The following is a 16,689-nucleotide window of genomic DNA, read 5'->3' as shown; positions in this document are numbered from 1 at the left end:
ATGGAATCTATCACATTACAACAATTAATAGAACAAACCATTCATCAGTATGTATCCTCGGATACTCACATCCTTAACATTGAAAGTAACCCTATCCAAGCGGGATCTCAGGCTGTAGAATTGCTTCGACATCATGTTGAATTCCTAGTAAATGGATTGAAAAAGGACATTTATCTCATTACGAAGAAGGCCACGTTCATTGAACGCTCTGCCTTGTCCAGATTATTTTTACAAGGAGCTAATGTGCCTTTTAGTCTATCAAATGAACCTCATTCTGAAGATCGCAGCTTGATCTGCATTCAGGATGTGGACTACCAAACCGATTATAGCCATCTCGATATGGATCTGCTTCAGAATAAAGAATTACGAGCGCTGGCTTACATACATGGAACGAATATGGGGTCGAAAAAAGAACTGCCCTGGATATCCGCTGTGGATCGAAATCATATCATCGACATGATGGAAAATCGTTGGAGACCTTCGTGGACCACCGCTATAGAAAGCCCGGCATTCATTGAGGGATTTGGATTACCGATCCTATCGGAAATTGAAGCTGTAGCCAGTAGCATCGTAGATGATCTTGAAGTTCTAATCAGAGATGAACATATGCATACGATGATCCATAATGATCTGAATCCCGGAAACATACTGGTACATAACAATGAGAATGTCTATTTTATCGATTGGGAGGAAGCAAGGTATGGCTCCGTGTTCTTCGATATTCCTCTGCGATGTAGCCACTTAAGACAAGTAGAGATTTATCGGGAGGCTCTAAGTTCCTATGGATACGATATCCCACAAGAGCAATTCGAGAAATACTTCTCCCTGGCGTCCCGTTATCTTGGCATCCGTTATATGAGTTGGAACCTTGGTGTCTGGGAACAGCACCCACATGCAAAGGACGACTTAATAAAATACATGAAGATGGTAACTCAACCTTTGTTCTCCTGAACCCTCCTCATTCCGGGTTAGGCATAAGTTGTATTCACTGTTTTCCCTCAGGTAATGTGTGGTTTATTTCCCCTATGATAAACCTCCATTACCTCTTTTGGCATGTCCTTTTTCAATCTAAACGAGTATTATGAAAAAAATATTGCAAACGGAACAATGTTCCGTATATAATTGGAACATGATTCCGCTTATACTTGTCTTTAGCATAGCAAGGCGCCGCTAGTCACAAATTGATGCAAAAAAGGAGAATACTATTATTATGGAAATTAAGGTTAATGCGCCCACTCCAGTCGTCTCGGTGAAACCGGTAGTGCTATCAGCCCCGGACCGTGATGAGGATTTGCAAGTGCGAGTGTCTGCGCCCGCGATTGGGCACGAATTGCCTATTATTCTTTTCTCCCACGGCTTTGGCTGGTCGTTGGACGGCTACGGCCCGTTGGTCGACTTCTGGGCATCTCAAGGCTTCGTGGTCATTCAACCCACCCATCTCGACTCAAGGACGCTCAACCTTTCTCCTGAAGATCCCCGTACACCATTGATCTGGCGTTTCCGGGTCGAAGACATGAAGCGCATCCTTGACCAGCTTGATCTCATTGAAGCTTCCGTTCCCGGCCTCAGTGGGCGCCTCGATCGCAACCGCATCGCTGCAGCAGGACACTCCTTCGGCGGCCAGACGGTGGGCATGCTGCTCGGCGCCCGAGTCCTTGATGCCTACGGCGAACCGGGAGAGGACATGTCGGACTCTCGAATCAAGGCGGGCGTGTTGCTTGCCACGACTGGCAAGGGTGGAGCTGATCTTAGTCCGTTCGCAGCTGAGCATTTCCCCTTCATGAACCCGAGCTTCACAGACATGAGCACGCCGACCCTCGTGGTCGCGGGGGACAATGACCAGTCTCTACTGTCCACTCGGGGACCTGACTGGTTTACCGACCCGTACTTCCTGAGCCCGGGCAGCAAGAGCCTGCTCACCCTCTTCGGCGCAGAGCACTCGCTTGGCGGAATCCCCGGGTACAGCGTCACGGAAACGACGGACGAGAACCCCGAACGAGTCGCCCTGATCCAACGGCTCTCGTGGGCTTACCTTCGCAATGCGCTCGACCTCGACGATTCCAGCTGGCCGTCAGCTCTCGCAGCTCTGGAAGAGAGCGACAGTCCGCTTGGACGTATCGAGTCCAAATAAGGAATTGGTGATTCCATCGATCTGACAATTATAACAAAGCTTAATTACACATCAGTTAACAATACATTGATGATCAGAATGTAGATCAGAATGAATAGTTCAAGCCGGGAACATACTCATTTCGGAATGCTTACGAGTATGGCTCGAAGTATGTGATAGCCACATTGAACACACAAATGAATGTAAAAAAGGAGATACCATGAGTATGGAAATAAAAATCAGCACGCCTGCTCCAGTTCTTTCGTTCAGTCCGGTAATACTTTCAGTTCCCGGCCGTGCTGTAGACCTGGAAATACGGGTCACCGCACCGGCGACCGGAAGCGAACTTCCGATCATCCTTCTCTCGCATGGGCAGGGTCCATCCAATCATCTCTCCTCACTGAACGGATATGCTCCACTCGCCAACTTCTGGGCAGCACATGGATTCGTTGTAATCCAGCCGACCCATCTGAGTTCGAGAACGCTGAACCTCGGTTCGGATCATCCCGAGGCGCCGCTATACTGGCGATCCCGGGCTCAGGATATGACACATATCCTTGATCAGCTAGACACAATCGAGTCCACTGTTCCGCAGCTTCTCGGACGCCTCGACCGGGGTAGAGTCGCCGCAGCTGGCCACTCCATGGGCGGGCACACCATAAGCCTGCTGCTAGGAGCGCGGCTCACCGATCCTCATGACGGAACAGAAGTGAACTTGGCTGATCCCCGGATCAAGGCGGGCGTACTACTTGCGGCGCCCGGCAGAGGCGGCGATGCACTCAGTGAATTCACGATCGAAAATTATTCCTTCTTCTCTACTACCGATTTCTCTGAAATGAAAACACCAGCGCTCGTTGTTGCCGGGGACAAGGACAACTCCCGTCATCTGACGGTTATGGGCGCAGATTGGCACACCGATCCGTATTTCCTTTCCCCCGGCCCCAAGTCCCTGCTCACTCTGTTCGGCGCAGAGCACGGACTCGGTGGAGTGTCCGGCTACGATGTCGCCGAGACAACAGATGAGAACCTTGAACGGGTAGCTGCGGTTCAGAAACTCACCTGGGCTTATCTCCGTACTGAACTCTATCCAGAAGATTCCGCATGGGATTCAGCATGTATGGCTTTGGCAGGGAACGACAACCCGCTGGGTCGTATCGAAACCAAATAAGGAGACTGACTGACTGACTGATTGATTGATTGACTGATGGATCGTATCAACTTGGCAGGGTGATATCATCATGATCAACATATTCCTCCGATAAAAGAAAAAGAAGCCATCTGCATGGCTCCCCTATTCAATCGTATATATCTTGTTATGGCAGCAGGAACCTGACCCGTTCCTGCTGCCGTTTTTTTATTCTGTGCAATCCTTCCAGGAACCACAAGCCTGGAAAGAAAGCTCGATCCATCAGCAAGATTTGCAAGCTTTATTTTACTTGGCAGATAGCTGGATAGCATTGGAACCTTAAATATCAGCAGCAGTCTCTCGCTTACAGAGTCGCACGATAGCGCAGTCCATCTACGAGCAGAGCAACCATCTGCCGAGCCTGCATGGCATTGCCCTTCTGTCCCGTCGCAGAGAGACTCGCTACTGCTCGTAGCAATTCATCCGGTTCAACATCAGCACGCACCTCACCAGCAGCAGCAGCAGTATCAAGCAAGGTTCGCAGCGCAGGATTCAGCCGCTTATCAAAGTAAGCAGGTAGGGTCTCATATGCCGGGTTGCCCGAATGCAGAGCAGCCGCGAGTCCACGCTTGGCCGCTATGAAGTCCACGTAGCGCTGCATCCATTTCGCCAAGGCCTCACCGGGTTCATACTGGACAGACAGCTCCTCCGCCGCATCTGCACAAGCATCGACCTCCTGCCGGAATACGGCCTCGATCAGATCCGAGCGCTGTGGAAAATGACGATAAAGGGTGCCAACACCTACACCTGCCTTCTCCGCAATCTCCCGCACTGGAGCATCCACTCCCGAGGTCGCAAACACCGTCATTGCGGACTGGAGCAAAGCATTGATGTTGCGCTGTGCGTCGGCGCGCACGGGTCGACCCGTGTGATCGCGAGGTTCCAAACCTTCACTGGGGTTTTCCGTTTTGTCATTCATCCATTAGTTCCCCCCATCAATTTAATCCTCAATTTACATTCACAGAATTCATCCATTACCGATTACCCCGAATTATACTATTAACACCCATATGACTCAACCATATGTCCGATTGTAATCCTTTGTTAATAGGGATTGGCTTCAACTATATTTTCCGAAAACACGAAAAAAAACATCCATCATAAAAAAGCTCCTGCCAGCACAAAGTGGCAGAAGCAACTTGATAGATGATTCAGAGCGAACATCGCATCCAGAGCATTGATATGCTTATCGATCACTTTTTGGATCTTTTCTTTAACCCAGCTCCGCGATCCGCTTCCCAATGCGTGGAAATAGTCCAAAAGCATTCTCGTAGAATACCTTCTCATGATGCTGCTCCGGCACGAGTCGGCGGACGAATTCTGCATAGAGATCAATTGGCGCAAGCGGCCAGTCGGTTCCGAACAACATTTTCTCGTAATGATCCGAATATACCAAGGCCCGGCGGAAATGATCCATGAACAGGGGTTCGTTCATAAACCGTTCAAATTGGGGCCGATCACCGACCACAAGACCAGACAGATCTGCGTAAACGTTCGGGTTCTTCGCCACGACTTCAGCGGCATCCATCACCCAAGGATCTCCCAAATGACAGATCATAAAATTCACACCGCGCTGTTGAAAGGCTAATTCGTCTACGGTCAGCGGATGTGCATACTTGAGCAAACCATTCATGGAGTACGTATCCCCCGTATGAATAACCACCGGCACGTTATACTTGGCTGCAAGTTCATAGACTGGAGTGTAGATCTTGTCATATACGTAGTAATGATAATACCCCGCATATAGTTTGATTCCGGCTACTTCAGGCGCTTGCAGTCGTGCTTCAATCCGGTCCAGCTCGGCCTGAGCGTGTTCACCACCAAGGTGGTTTGGATTAATGCCGACGCATTCCATAAGGAATGACGGAACCGTTTCTTCCAAATCAAGTCCCATCGGGTTGGGAGAATTGGAATCCGGGAACGCTCCCTTCGTCTGCTCCGTAACCCCCATTCCGATGCCAAGAATAACGTCGTTCTTATCAAACTCCGCCTTGAGGCCAGCGGCAGAGTAATCCACTTTCGATAAATCGATCGCCGTTCGATGAAAGCTGTCGATGTCCGACAAATGAATATGAATATCAATGATCGGCATGTGAAGCCTCCTTTTCGTCGGTAGAAGTTGCAAAGGTTAGCTTCAAAAGGTCACGGACATCCTCTGGACTCAGGGGGATTTGTCCCAAGATCAGATAGGTCGGCTTCATCCAGACCGTATCCCCATTTGGAATAGTCAGATGCTGATGTACGCTGTGACCAAGCACCTGGTTGTTCGCAAATGCCGAAGCGTTCTGGTTTGGATATCCATCTACTGCATGCAGCATGTTCTTACGCGAAACCGCCCCTACACGCAAGAGCCCCTTCAATTGAAGACCCGCGTCCACCTTCCCCAGAGGGAACCGTCCTTGCTCGGGGTGTTCGAGCCAACTATCAGCAAAGACAGACGAAGGCTTGAAGAAATGATCTTCCGTCAGCGAGTAATCCGTCAGTGCCAAGCCGCTTTCGTTGGTCACCGAATGCAATTCACAGAGTACAGATACGCCGGGCAGCATGAGATAATGCTGGTGTACCGTAATTCCCCGATTCGCTTCATGCTTCTCGATGCGGGTTGTGATCTGAATTCCTTTCCAGATGTTACCGTGATTATCCTTTTGCTCCGTCCAAGCCGCGCTTCTCTGCTCCAGCTGACGGCTGAAACCGTTCATACCGGGGATACCCACGCCAAGTCCACCATACCATGGATTCCACCAGGAACGGGGTGCTGCTTCCGGGTACGAACTGTCCAGCCATTCCTCGCCCTGGTGCTTCAAGGAATGCACGACACTTCCGAAGCCGGGTGCAGCTGCCATGGAGAGAACTCCATTGCTCACCGTGTAAACGGGTCCTGCCGGACCTTCTTCAATCACGCATTCAACGATTGCTCCCGTCTGCGGATACCAGAGGGCGGTCCGTTCCTGAACACGATCCTCGCCTCGATAAACAGCCCGAACCTTCCAGCCGAATTCACTTTCTTCTGTCGCAACCTTTTCCTCAGGGAAGAATTCCAACTGAGCAGAGCGTAGGTCATCCTCTCGGTGTAATTCCATATCGGCCGCTAAGTGCTCAGGTGCGCCACCATTCTGCACGTACAGTTCCAGATTTCCGGCGAGCGGAACCATTTTTCGTTCGATCAATTCCGCTGTGAGTACGTCTGAAACAAACGGATTGCCGCCACTAAGTGTTAGTTCAAGATGGTTGTCCAGCGTCGGTACAAATGCACTCCGCTGTTTTCGGGCGAAAGATCGGAAATCCTGCCATTTGGCAAAGGTGTTCAGAGCAAATACGGTCGCCTTTGTTCTCACAACGGCTCCTGCTGGAATTCGGCCAAGCTCATGCTGTAATCCCAGCGTATGTTCCGGACGAAGCAGCTTCAGCGAAGGGTCCCAATAGATACCGCAAGCACCGAACTCTTCCTTGCAGAACAGCCAGTTCTCTGTAATTTGGGCGCTGTCCCAATGGCTCGGATCGCCAGAGTATGCGTCACCCATGTCCACATAACGACCTTGGTACGGAAGAATAAGCCGATTCCCAAAGAAACCGAAGTTCGTCATCAAGAACATATTCTCTTCCAGTTCCCCACTGCGAGTATTGCCAATTTCGTGGTGGAATGCCGCGATTCCGTTGGCAGACAGCTTGACGATGGACCTGATCTCCAAACCAGGAAAGTCTTCCGATTCATACAGTGCTTCGAGAACCTGGTTTTCTCCCTCCGGATAGATGTTCACTTCTTTGGCTTGTTTCTTGGAAAATTCTTCTGCAAATGGCTTACCCAGCTTCGGATAGGTCCACCAGAACGTGTGATGTGAACCAGGGTATTCAATCCACATGTTGTTATCCTGCTTACTCATATGGAGGGAGAATGCGCCGTTCACGGCCACCCACTGTTCCCCGTTCTCCCCACCATAACGGCCCTCCATTCCCTTCATGAGAACAGACAGCTTGGTTGTGAAAGAGACCGCCTGCCTGTCTGCCGGAACAGCCGTCACCTCTACTTCTCGCGAGTAGAGACCATACGAATGCAAGGTGAAGGACACCGGCACAGATGCTTTGCCTTTTGCAGGAACCGTGAAGCGTACCGAGCGTTCTGCCCACTCCAGGAATTCATCCTCCGGCAGGTCAAAAGCGAACTCCGCTTCGGAATCAAAATTATTTTCCACGTTCAGGTACACTTCGGCCGGGATACCTGTATAGAGCTCCTTCACGGGCAGCACTGCATTGATCTTGGCCGGGAATTTCGGGGCGACGCCCACACGGAACTCGGCTTTCCTACCACCGATCAGCCATGTGCTGGTGACAACGGGGTGGGTCTTATTCTGGCTCTGCTCCTCTGTAACCGGATCAAGGTGGAACTCGCCCTCCACAATTACCGTTTCTCCCGGAGCAACCACTCGTACAGCGTCCAGCGCAAAACGAATATTTTTGTTGTTCTGGCCCTTGATCTCAAACGCCAGCTCGGATGCTGAGCGGTTCTTGATTCGATAGCTAACCTTGTATGCGGAACCAAATACGAGATCATGATCGTCAATCTCTGTGGAAATTTCGTAATCTGGTGTTTCGAGAGCCGTCAGCCCGCGACCAGACTTCTCGAATTCGGCTCGCAAGGAGATATCTCCCTTTTTCCAGGAATAATCAAAGAAATCGAAACCACGCTCCCGTCGGCCATCCGGCTCAATGACGAGTTCACGCGTGCTGTCTGCGTACCAATCCAGCTCCTCAAAATAAGGAGCAAGTGCTTCCGTTTGCAAGATCGTCGGGATGAAGTTCATCAGATGCACGTTATCATCTTTTTTCTCCCAAAAGAATCCGCATTTCTTGTACATTGGTACAGCCTTGGTGTTGCCGGCCCACGTAAACAGATCCAGGCGAGGCCATCCCGCTTCCACAGTCTTGCGAACGGCGTTCAGGATCAGATTGCGGCCTACCTTGTAGCCATGATAATCGGGACGCACATTCAATAGGGGTACATACAGGGCATTCTCGTCATAGCGGTAGTGGGCGAAACTGCAGAAACCAACAACCTCATTCTCATGAACGGCGAGAAACGCATTGAGATTGGACGAACTCTCCATCTCTCGGCGAACGGTATCCTCCGTTCTCTGGTTGGTGCCGCCTCCCCAACTTTCATTACTGCGATTCCACATATCAGCGAGTGCAGCAGCGTAAGAGGGATCGTATTCAATAATGCGGATTTGTTCGATAATCGAAGTAACGGTCATATTTGGATCTCCTTATCTTTATGTATAGGATGGTCTTCGTGATCATTCGATATGGCCTTTGCCCGATCGCCGCAAAGATAATATAGGCCATGTTTGAAGGAGCTAGCGATAGTCTTATCATACTATAATTGGAAAGAATTTCAGAGGATTAAAAATCTTTCTTTTCATCAAAAGCACCTAATGCATACCTTTATTTGAAGGGTCAAGGATGGAAGGGGCTATTTAGGTATGAAAGCAAAAAATCCACGTCTCTGAATTAGACGTGGATTTAGGTATATGATCAGCTGCTAATCTTCAATTATGCCAAAATAGAACGGACATTGCGTAGAACTGATTTCATAGGGATTTGCTCATTAAGCAACATACAACAGCAAAACCCGTTACTTCATCGGTCGGTCGCCTCGCTGGGAATGATTAAAGTAGCTCGTTCCCTTCCGTGCCAAAGTCTATTTCTTCATGTCTTGTATCCTGTTTCACTTTAGAGAGCAAATTCTTTAGATGGTTACGTAGTTCCTCATTGGACTCTTCAGGCTTGGTTTTTGGACGCAACAACAATTCATTATCTGCTGTCACCAGAATCTCAATTTCCGAGCCTTCTTCCAGATTAAGATGCTTAAGTAATTGGTTAGGAATGCGAATTGCACTGCTATTTCCCCATTTGCTAAGTGTGGCTGTAATCATGGTAATCCCACACCTTTCATTTGATTGATGCTCCAGGGCTTTCCACTTCATCCCTACTAGTGTCCTTTATCATCAGCTCGCCTTCGCGAGTTTCGTGCCGCGAATCGATGCTGTAGCGTATACAACGAGCGCTGTCCAGATGAGCGCAAAGCCAACGAGCAGAACCGGCGAGACCGATTCCTTGAATACGAATATGCTCAGTAACAGCATGATCGTCGGCCCGATATATTGAACGAAGCCGAGCGTTGACAGCGACATTCGGGCGGCTGCTCGCGCAAAAAAGAGCAGTGGCAGCGCCGTAACTACGCCGGAAAGAAGCAGTTCGATGAACGTCGGTGCAGGCAGCGTCCATGCCGTCGTTTTCCCCACAACGGCCAAATAGATCCAGTAGCCGAGCGCGACAGGCAGGACTACAGCTGTCTCCGAGAATAAGCCTATAGAAGCGTCCTGCTTGATCTTCTTCTTCGCCAGGCCGTACAAGCCAAATGACGCGGCCAGCGAGATCGCGACCCACGGAAACCGCCCATAGTCAATCGCGATGATGAGTACCGCGACGCCAGCGATGGCAATCGCGAGCCATTGGCCACGGTTTGGCTTCTCACGAAGGAAGAAGACCGCTAACAACACGTTCAGCAATGGGTTCAAATAATAGCCGAGACTTGTCTCGACAACATGACCGTTGTTGACTGCCCAGATGAAGATGAGCCAATTGGCAGCAATCAGCAGTCCGCTCGCAGCGAGCGACAGCAAGAGCGAACGGTTAGTCGCAATCTTCTTTATGTCACCCCAGCGGCGCTGGGCGGCGACCAGAATACCCATAAAAACGAAAGACCAAACAACCCGATGCGACAAAATCTCGCCTGCCGGAACTTCGCTAAACAACTTCCAATAAAGCGGGAGAACCCCCCACATGATATACGCGATAATAGCGTTGACCAACCCGTTATTCATAATCATTTATCCCCTCTTCTTGCTCTGATGTCTGAACGGATTATACGTCTCAATCCCCTCTCAAGTAAAGGAAAAATCGTTTCTCAACTGTTATATATTCAAAATTTAGGTTGATTTAACTTATTACTTATTAGTCAAGGTTAATAATCTTATCAAAGCAGTATGAATCTTTGTCATAGCCATTATGCTCATAAAAAGCATGAGCGTCGGTTCGCTTGAATCCGCTGCATAAAATAATACTAGATATTCCGAGTTCTTTAGCATAATTTTCAGTTTGTCTTAATAGTTTTGTACCTACCCCACGATGCTGAAATTCCTTTTTAACGGCAAGAGCTTGAATATGTAAATAACCAATCGTAACCCCTACGGATAATGCCTGAACTATAGTTACAAAACCAACGACAGCATTTTCAGATAATGCAACAAATGTTTTGTAATTCCCGTCCTCATTCATTTTTTCTGTAGTAACTCGAAAGTTTTCATCATTAACATTACGAATCTCAAGCACATCGTTCCATAAAAAAACAACATCAGTATAATCATTCGCTACAATTTCTCGTATCCTAATTTCCATGCCTAACCCCCTTAGTAGAAATGTTCGTTAAAGCATTCGATAATTGATGAAGCAATCCTGCCCGTTAATTGAACGGATCATTTTTGTAACGAAAAAAATAATACCATCGTTCATAATGGATTTTAAAGGAAACTCTTTTCCGGCTTGTAACGTTTATGTTACGTGAATAACAATTACTTAAGGAGGAATCAAGTTGAAGCGATATTTTCTCTAATGTTGATGTCACCGGGATAGGTTTCTTTTCCCCTTATTAAAAAACTATCTATGAATATCCAGACCTCTGTAAGCCGCCACGCTGTCCCCCTTTAGAGCCTCGCGAACGTGATGTAATCCACTTGGACAGGTTCTGCCGATTCGATCCGAAGTGCCCTGTTAATCTGTCCCCGGTGATACTGCCCATGTAAGAGGACCTGCAGCAGGATGTCCCGGACGGATGTTCGGAACGGCACCCCACTCTGATTCGCATAGTCGATCATCTCGTCCAAATCAGATGCCTTGATTCCTTCGATATAAACGCGATATTGCTCTGCATTTTCTTCAAACATCGTCCGGATCACCGTCAGGTCTTCCGCTTCCTCCCACAACGAATACTGCGCACTGCCCTTGCCCTGCAATCGGGACAACCAGACTCTTTCCGCGACCGCAACATGCCGAACGAGCTTCAGAACGTCCTTGTTCTTCGTCCCACTCTCTTCGAGCGCTTCCAAGATACGTCCATCCGCCCAGTACAGGTGATCCATCATACACTTGATCGTCTTCATTTCGATTTCCCCCTCTTCGTCTCATCGATTATTTGAACCTACTGTCTCCCATTAGTTAAACTAATGAAGCTTCTCATTTGATTTAACCGATCTCTGACCGGACGCCTCAGTGTCTTGGCTGAACGCCATCGTTTAACCTAAATCCGTAAGGACTTGTTTCGCATAAGCATCCCAATCCGCTTCATCTGTGTTAATCTCTAAAGTTGGAATCAATGATTGTTTCGCAGCCATTCGAAGGTTTTCTTGATCATCTAAAAACGTTTCACATACTTGGGTAACAGTAGACTTTCCCATCACATATGACTTCCACGCTTCACCGCGACTTTCAATAAACCTAGGCTCAACAGCATCCTGGGACAAGGTTAAGAGTACACAATGTGCATTCATCCTGGATAGACGTTTCTCAAGCAGCTCAATCTCCGGAGAGGCTTTAAATGCAGCTCTATGATTTACATGAAACCTCTCTAAAAGAAAAAATATACCTTTTGATGGTTTGGAATGACCAAGAAAGTTAATCCAATCGTATTGTTGTTCAAGATAATCAACATGTCGATTTAGAAGTGAGATATGTTCATCCTTATCCATGGATCTTAAAACACCTTGGTGTGAATGCAATACTTGTGAATAGTGTTCACTTATTGCAATTATAGTTTTCTCACTATTCGGTGTTTGACTATGTAGTCTCTTTATAGCAGAAAATAATGATGTTTTTCCTACAGTAGACATCCCTTCGATAATTACACCCCGAATCATCTTCCTACTCCTCCTATGCTTCTTGGTATCCTTCCCTGTACTTAGTGCCCGCTCAAATAGTAGTAGATTTATTCGACGTGAGAAATGAACTAACCTGCCCGTTAGCTTAATAAAAATAGCAGGATACCGAAGTGCCTGCTATTTAATGAGTATATTATTCCACTATCGTTTCCCTTTAGTTCAATCTAGACTGACATGAATCTTGTTCATTGCAAGCCAATGAAGAGTTTTAGACCGAGGGTTTCTCCAAGCCTGTTGATGTGCTTGATTATCTCTCACACCTTACGAACAGAGGGCGAGTAAAATACGTCCGCATGCATATGTTGAATTTTGTCCCAGTTACCAGGATTGGTTGTGTCTGGAGAGCGGTGCTCCAGAATAGCCTGATATAGCGCGGTCTTTTGTTCTAAATGCGCAATATGGCGTTTGGCTTCTTCGAGCTGAACGAGAGCCGCTTCTTTATGCTCCATCATGAGTGCGAAGCGTTGCGGGATGGTCGAATCCCCTTCGAGACATAGATCTATATACTTTTTGATAAATTCAATTGGCATCCCGGATTGCTTGAGACATTTCACGCCATGCAACCAGTTGATCGATTCATGGTCGAACATCCGAATGTTGTTTTGATTGCGCTGTACGCTTGGCACCAGGCCTTTATCCGTGTAAAAACGCACGGCGTGCTCGGTGAGTCCCGTTATTTTGGCGGCTTCTTTAACCGTATGCATGTGAAACCCTCCTTGAAAAAAAATTTATAAGACGCTTGCCTTCGTGTAGCACGAAGGTTCTAAGCTTATTGTAATGCAAATTCAGCCGTATGTGGAATTAGCGTTGCAGTGCCCGATTCCTGGGATACGCGCCGTTTGCTGTTATACATTTAAACCCTAGGAGGAATTACAATGCAAAACGTAACATTAAACAATGGTGTGAAAATGCCGATCATCGGCTTTGGTGTCTACCAAGTTCCAGATGCTGAAGAATGCGAGAACTCCGTATATGAAGCGCTGATGGCTGGTTACCGTCTGATCGACACCGCCTCCGGTTATCTGAATGAGGAAGCGGTCGGACGTGCGATCAAGCGCAGCGGCATACCGCGTGAGGAGCTGTTCATTACGACCAAGCTCTGGGTTCAGGATGCCGACTACGAGCGCGCCAAGCTGGCTTTTTCCAAATCCTTAAAAAAGCTACAGCTCGACTATCTCGATCTATATCTTATTCACCAGCCGTTCGGCGATTACTACGGCGCTTGGCGTGCGATGGAAGACCTGTACCGCGAAGGTAAAATCAAGGCGATCGGTGTCAGCAACTTCCTGCCCGACCGTCTGATGGACCTTATCGTGCATAATCAAATCGTGCCTGCCGTTAACCAGGTCGAAACGCACCCGTTTTATCAACAGATTGAGAATGGTGCTTTTATGAAGGAGCAGGGAGTGCAGCACCAGTCGTGGGCACCATTCGCAGAAGGAAGGGGCAACCTGTTCGGCAACGAAGTGCTGACATCGATCGCGTCAAAACACAATAAGTCCGTCGCCCAGGTCGTGTTGCGTTGGCTTGTTCAGCATGAAGTCGTTGTAATTCCAAAATCGGTCAAAAAAGAGCGGATCGTCGAAAACTTCAACATTTTTGATTTTGAGTTGAGCGCGGACGATATCGAACAAATTTCCACCCTCGATACGCGGGAAAGTCTTTTCTTATCGTACCGCGATCCCGAAGTCGCCAAAATGATGGGCAACTGGATAATCGATTTGTAAACCTTGATCGACCGAAACTCATCACGTTTTAAACTCATTTATTAAGAAAGGGCAACTTTCCGCCCCTTAGTTTAACAAAAAGCAGCCGATTACATAAATCGGCTGCTTTCGCGTTTTTATTAACTAACCTTTCCCTTTAACGTAATAATTTATTAGTACATCATTCTGAATTGAACCATCATTATAACGATAAAAGAAGAAATAAAGCTTAGTATTGCAATCAAAATATGAAGACAACTGAATGAGATTTTTTCCACAAAAATTCGTTCTTTTCTTTGAATGAAGCATGAGTAAATGAACACAGTGATCACAATGGGCAGATATTGATAAAGATTGGGTCCATCGTTACTCGGCAATATTTTACTAAAATATTCAATGGTAGTTTCATTAGCAATCATCAATGCATATATAACACCGATTATCGCTGATATAAAAAACTGAAATGCTATCTGAATTATTCTATTCTTCAAAAGGAATGGACCACGTTTTTGGTATACATCATTGACCATTATATATTTGTTGCCTCCTCCATTCTTTTTGAATAGTTCTCCTATATTTTACCACACAGTTCATTCTAGTGATCTAGCGCAGTGATATCACCAATCCGAACTAACCTGCCGGTTAGCTTAAAAAAGGCAACTGATCGCTCTGATCATATGCCTTCTCTTCTTTATTCAACTCTCGTCACCCGTTAGTTCAATACACGATTCCTCGTACCACTAAATACTCCTTTGAAGCTTGACATTAAATTCTGTCGTTGACGCAGTGACATACTCTATATAATTCACAGAGCCGTTAAAGTTCAAATAAGCTTCATAACGCATGCGGATTCCAGGTAAAGTAATCAAATCCAGTACATTTTCCTTTGGAACCCACCTGCATTCGCTCGTTTCATTAGAAGTAGCTAACTCTCCACCTACGGCTTTACACACGAAATCAAACATAACCTTCGTAGGGACATCAGTCACACCGTCATACCACTTATGTATTGCTGTATTCGAAACAACACTAATTAAATGGCTAACCGTGGCGTCTATTCCACTTTCCTCTTTGATTTCACGAATGACGCCATCAATCAGGTTTTCTCCCACTTCAGTTATCCCACCAGGATACACCCAACCATCGTCATGGGCTTTTACTAAAAGGATATTTCCATGTCCATCTTCTACAATTCCACCTGCAGATACAATATGTGTCGGAAACGCCATTTTACAACCTCCAAAAAAGATAAAGTTGTATATTTATTCCACATGATTCGCATACTTTCCTGCCTTTATGAGTTACTATGAGGTACTCGCGACATGATTGAACTAACCTGGATTTGAACCCTAGTACCTAATGAGATAAGACACGAAGCATTAAATTATTTAATTCACAAAAATTTGACCCAGGAATGACTTTCTGGAAAGTGCTGGTTTAAAAAAGATTTCAGCCATTAACCTTCTGATTGATTTATCCCTCTTATAATCCAAAAATTTTCTTCAGTATCCATGATCATAAGTTGAAAAGCCCAAGGTGACTCGTCATCTTCCCAAAGCCTAAGCTTACCATCCTCAGCCCTGTATAACATCCCATCACGATTTAAATACTGATAAACGATGAATTGTTCTGCACGTGTAATAATAAGATCAATATCACTATGCTCCCTAGTTTGCTTAAACCATGTTCTCCAGATATCTGTTGAATAATGCTAATGAATATTCCTTTTGAGAGATCAAATTTTCTGTAATCTGTTTAATTACTTCTTTATCACGTAGCTCCAGTAAATCTGGAGTCAACAGATCCTTAGGTGCTACCCATTTGGAATCAATGATCTCTGTTGTATCTAACTGAAGAGAACCACCGATGATTTCACCAATAAAATGAAATAAAATAACCTGATGATTTGTACTGCTAATGAAATTATAAATACCTGTAGTGGCTGTAAGTCTAACGTCATAGCCGGTTTCTTCTTTTGCTTCTCTACGTGCCGCCTCTAGAATATTTTCACCGTACTCGATTCTCCCTGACGGGAAATTCCATGTATTCTTAACAGATGCTTTGTTTTCTTTGATCATAAGTAGCTTATCTTCATGTATTATCGAAACACTCACAACCAATACAATCCCGTTTTGAGTCACGTTATAAACCCTCCATTGTTAGAAAATCAACCCACTCTCATTAGAACATACGTTCCATTTGTTGTAAATAACTGAACTACAACTTGTATACTACCCTGCCCGTTTGTTGAACAAGAAAACAGCTGATCGTTTGATCAGCTGCTTTCTTTGTTTTATAACGTTATTGTATCCCGTTAATTGAATAAGCAAAGTCAATTCAAAGCATTTTTAAGTTTTCCTATACACTTAATTACATGGTTGATGTTTTCTTCGTCATTCATAGCATTTCTTGAATGTAAAAGTGCTGGTATTAAGGATTCAACGGAGTTTCCAAACTGTTTCATTCACTCATATCGTGGAACCATCCAAAGATGAAATTGATGTGTGGTGTCCTCATTGTAAAAATAGTAAACATAATCGATTCCAAGTTCTTTTCTTTGGGCATCTCGAATTTCCCTAACTAACTTCATATATCTATTCGATTCATCTTCAAATAGTTCATCCATACATTAAAAGTACCTTTTAGAAGCAAGGATAACTAATTCAGGGAGAATCATCTCTCATGGAAGGAGAATGG

The 16,689-nt window shown here is 46.3% G+C and carries 15 protein-coding genes; 4 read left to right on the top strand and 11 right to left on the bottom strand.

Annotated elements, in window-relative coordinates; genetic code table 11:
- From P5G61_RS00405 to P5G61_RS00395, 3 genes are all read left to right on the top strand, one after another.
- Positions 1–951: an aminoglycoside phosphotransferase family protein gene (locus P5G61_RS00405; protein WP_301243270.1), complete on the top strand. Its 951-nt coding sequence runs from the start codon at positions 1–3 to the stop codon at positions 949–951.
- A 259-nt stretch (positions 952–1,210) separates the two neighbouring features.
- Positions 1,211–2,131 carry an alpha/beta hydrolase family protein gene (locus P5G61_RS00400; protein ID WP_301243269.1) on the top strand — a complete coding sequence of 307 codons (921 nt, stop codon included), beginning with the start codon at positions 1,211–1,213 and terminating at the stop codon, positions 2,129–2,131.
- Between the two features lie 205 nt (positions 2,132–2,336).
- Positions 2,337–3,278 carry an alpha/beta hydrolase family protein gene (locus P5G61_RS00395; protein WP_301243267.1) on the top strand — a complete coding sequence of 314 codons (942 nt, stop codon included), beginning with the start codon at positions 2,337–2,339 and terminating at the stop codon, positions 3,276–3,278.
- Positions 3,279–3,600: 322 nt separating this feature from the next.
- Here P5G61_RS00395 and P5G61_RS00390 read toward each other — a convergent pair whose 3' ends face one another.
- The 9 genes from P5G61_RS00390 to P5G61_RS00350 form a co-directional block, all read right to left on the bottom strand.
- On the bottom strand, positions 3,601–4,215 hold the full coding sequence (locus P5G61_RS00390) for a TetR/AcrR family transcriptional regulator (protein ID WP_301243265.1): 615 nt from the start codon (positions 4,213–4,215) through the stop codon (positions 3,601–3,603).
- Positions 4,216–4,509: 294 nt separating this feature from the next.
- Entirely contained in the window at positions 4,510–5,388 is an 879-nt protein-coding gene (locus tag P5G61_RS00385; protein WP_301243263.1) for an amidohydrolase family protein, read from the bottom strand.
- Positions 5,375–8,545, bottom strand: a complete 3,171-nt coding sequence (locus tag P5G61_RS00380; protein ID WP_301243261.1) for a GNAT family N-acetyltransferase — start codon at positions 8,543–8,545, stop codon at positions 5,375–5,377. The genes P5G61_RS00385 and P5G61_RS00380 overlap by 14 nt, the downstream gene beginning before the upstream one ends.
- 414 nt (positions 8,546–8,959) lie before the next feature.
- Positions 8,960–9,226 (bottom strand): AbrB/MazE/SpoVT family DNA-binding domain-containing protein, encoded by a 267-nt coding sequence (locus P5G61_RS00375; RefSeq protein WP_301243259.1) that lies wholly within the window; start codon positions 9,224–9,226, stop codon positions 8,960–8,962.
- A 72-nt stretch (positions 9,227–9,298) separates the two neighbouring features.
- The gene (gene rarD, locus P5G61_RS00370) at positions 9,299–10,177 is read right to left on the bottom strand and encodes an EamA family transporter RarD (protein WP_301243257.1); all 879 of its coding nucleotides are present in this window, start codon (positions 10,175–10,177) and stop codon (positions 9,299–9,301) included.
- A 130-nt stretch (positions 10,178–10,307) separates the two neighbouring features.
- Positions 10,308–10,751 carry a GNAT family N-acetyltransferase gene (locus P5G61_RS00365; protein ID WP_301243255.1) on the bottom strand — a complete coding sequence of 148 codons (444 nt, stop codon included), beginning with the start codon at positions 10,749–10,751 and terminating at the stop codon, positions 10,308–10,310.
- Between the two features lie 305 nt (positions 10,752–11,056).
- Entirely contained in the window at positions 11,057–11,512 is a 456-nt protein-coding gene (locus P5G61_RS00360; protein ID WP_301243253.1) for a DinB family protein, read from the bottom strand.
- 132 nt (positions 11,513–11,644) lie between these two features.
- Positions 11,645–12,265, bottom strand: coding sequence for a hypothetical protein (locus P5G61_RS00355; protein ID WP_301243251.1), 621 nt, complete (start codon positions 12,263–12,265; stop codon positions 11,645–11,647).
- Positions 12,266–12,540: 275 nt separating this feature from the next.
- A complete protein-coding gene (locus P5G61_RS00350; RefSeq protein ID WP_301243249.1) occupies positions 12,541–12,990 on the bottom strand; it encodes a MerR family transcriptional regulator in 450 nt (149 codons plus the stop codon).
- A 171-nt stretch (positions 12,991–13,161) separates the two neighbouring features.
- On the opposite strand from P5G61_RS00350, the gene P5G61_RS00345 reads away from it, so the two are divergent.
- Positions 13,162–14,013, top strand: coding sequence for an aldo/keto reductase (locus tag P5G61_RS00345; protein ID WP_301243247.1), 852 nt, complete (start codon positions 13,162–13,164; stop codon positions 14,011–14,013).
- Between the two features lie 719 nt (positions 14,014–14,732).
- On the opposite strand, the gene P5G61_RS00340 is transcribed toward P5G61_RS00345, so the two are convergent.
- Together P5G61_RS00340 and P5G61_RS00335 are read right to left on the bottom strand one after the other, a co-directional pair.
- Positions 14,733–15,221, bottom strand: a complete 489-nt coding sequence (locus tag P5G61_RS00340; protein WP_301243245.1) for an NUDIX hydrolase — start codon at positions 15,219–15,221, stop codon at positions 14,733–14,735.
- A gap of 447 nt (positions 15,222–15,668) precedes the next feature.
- Positions 15,669–16,133: an NUDIX hydrolase gene (locus P5G61_RS00335; RefSeq protein WP_301243243.1), complete on the bottom strand. Its 465-nt coding sequence runs from the start codon at positions 16,131–16,133 to the stop codon at positions 15,669–15,671.
- Positions 16,134–16,689: the final 556 nt, after the last annotated feature.

Origin of the sequence: Paenibacillus vandeheii, from assembly GCF_030433635.1 — a bacterium.
In the GTDB taxonomy this organism is placed as follows: Bacteria; Bacillota; Bacilli; order Paenibacillales; family Paenibacillaceae; genus Paenibacillus; species Paenibacillus vandeheii.
Note: the sequence above shows the minus strand (reverse complement) of the source record. Positions and strands in the feature narration are given on the sequence as shown.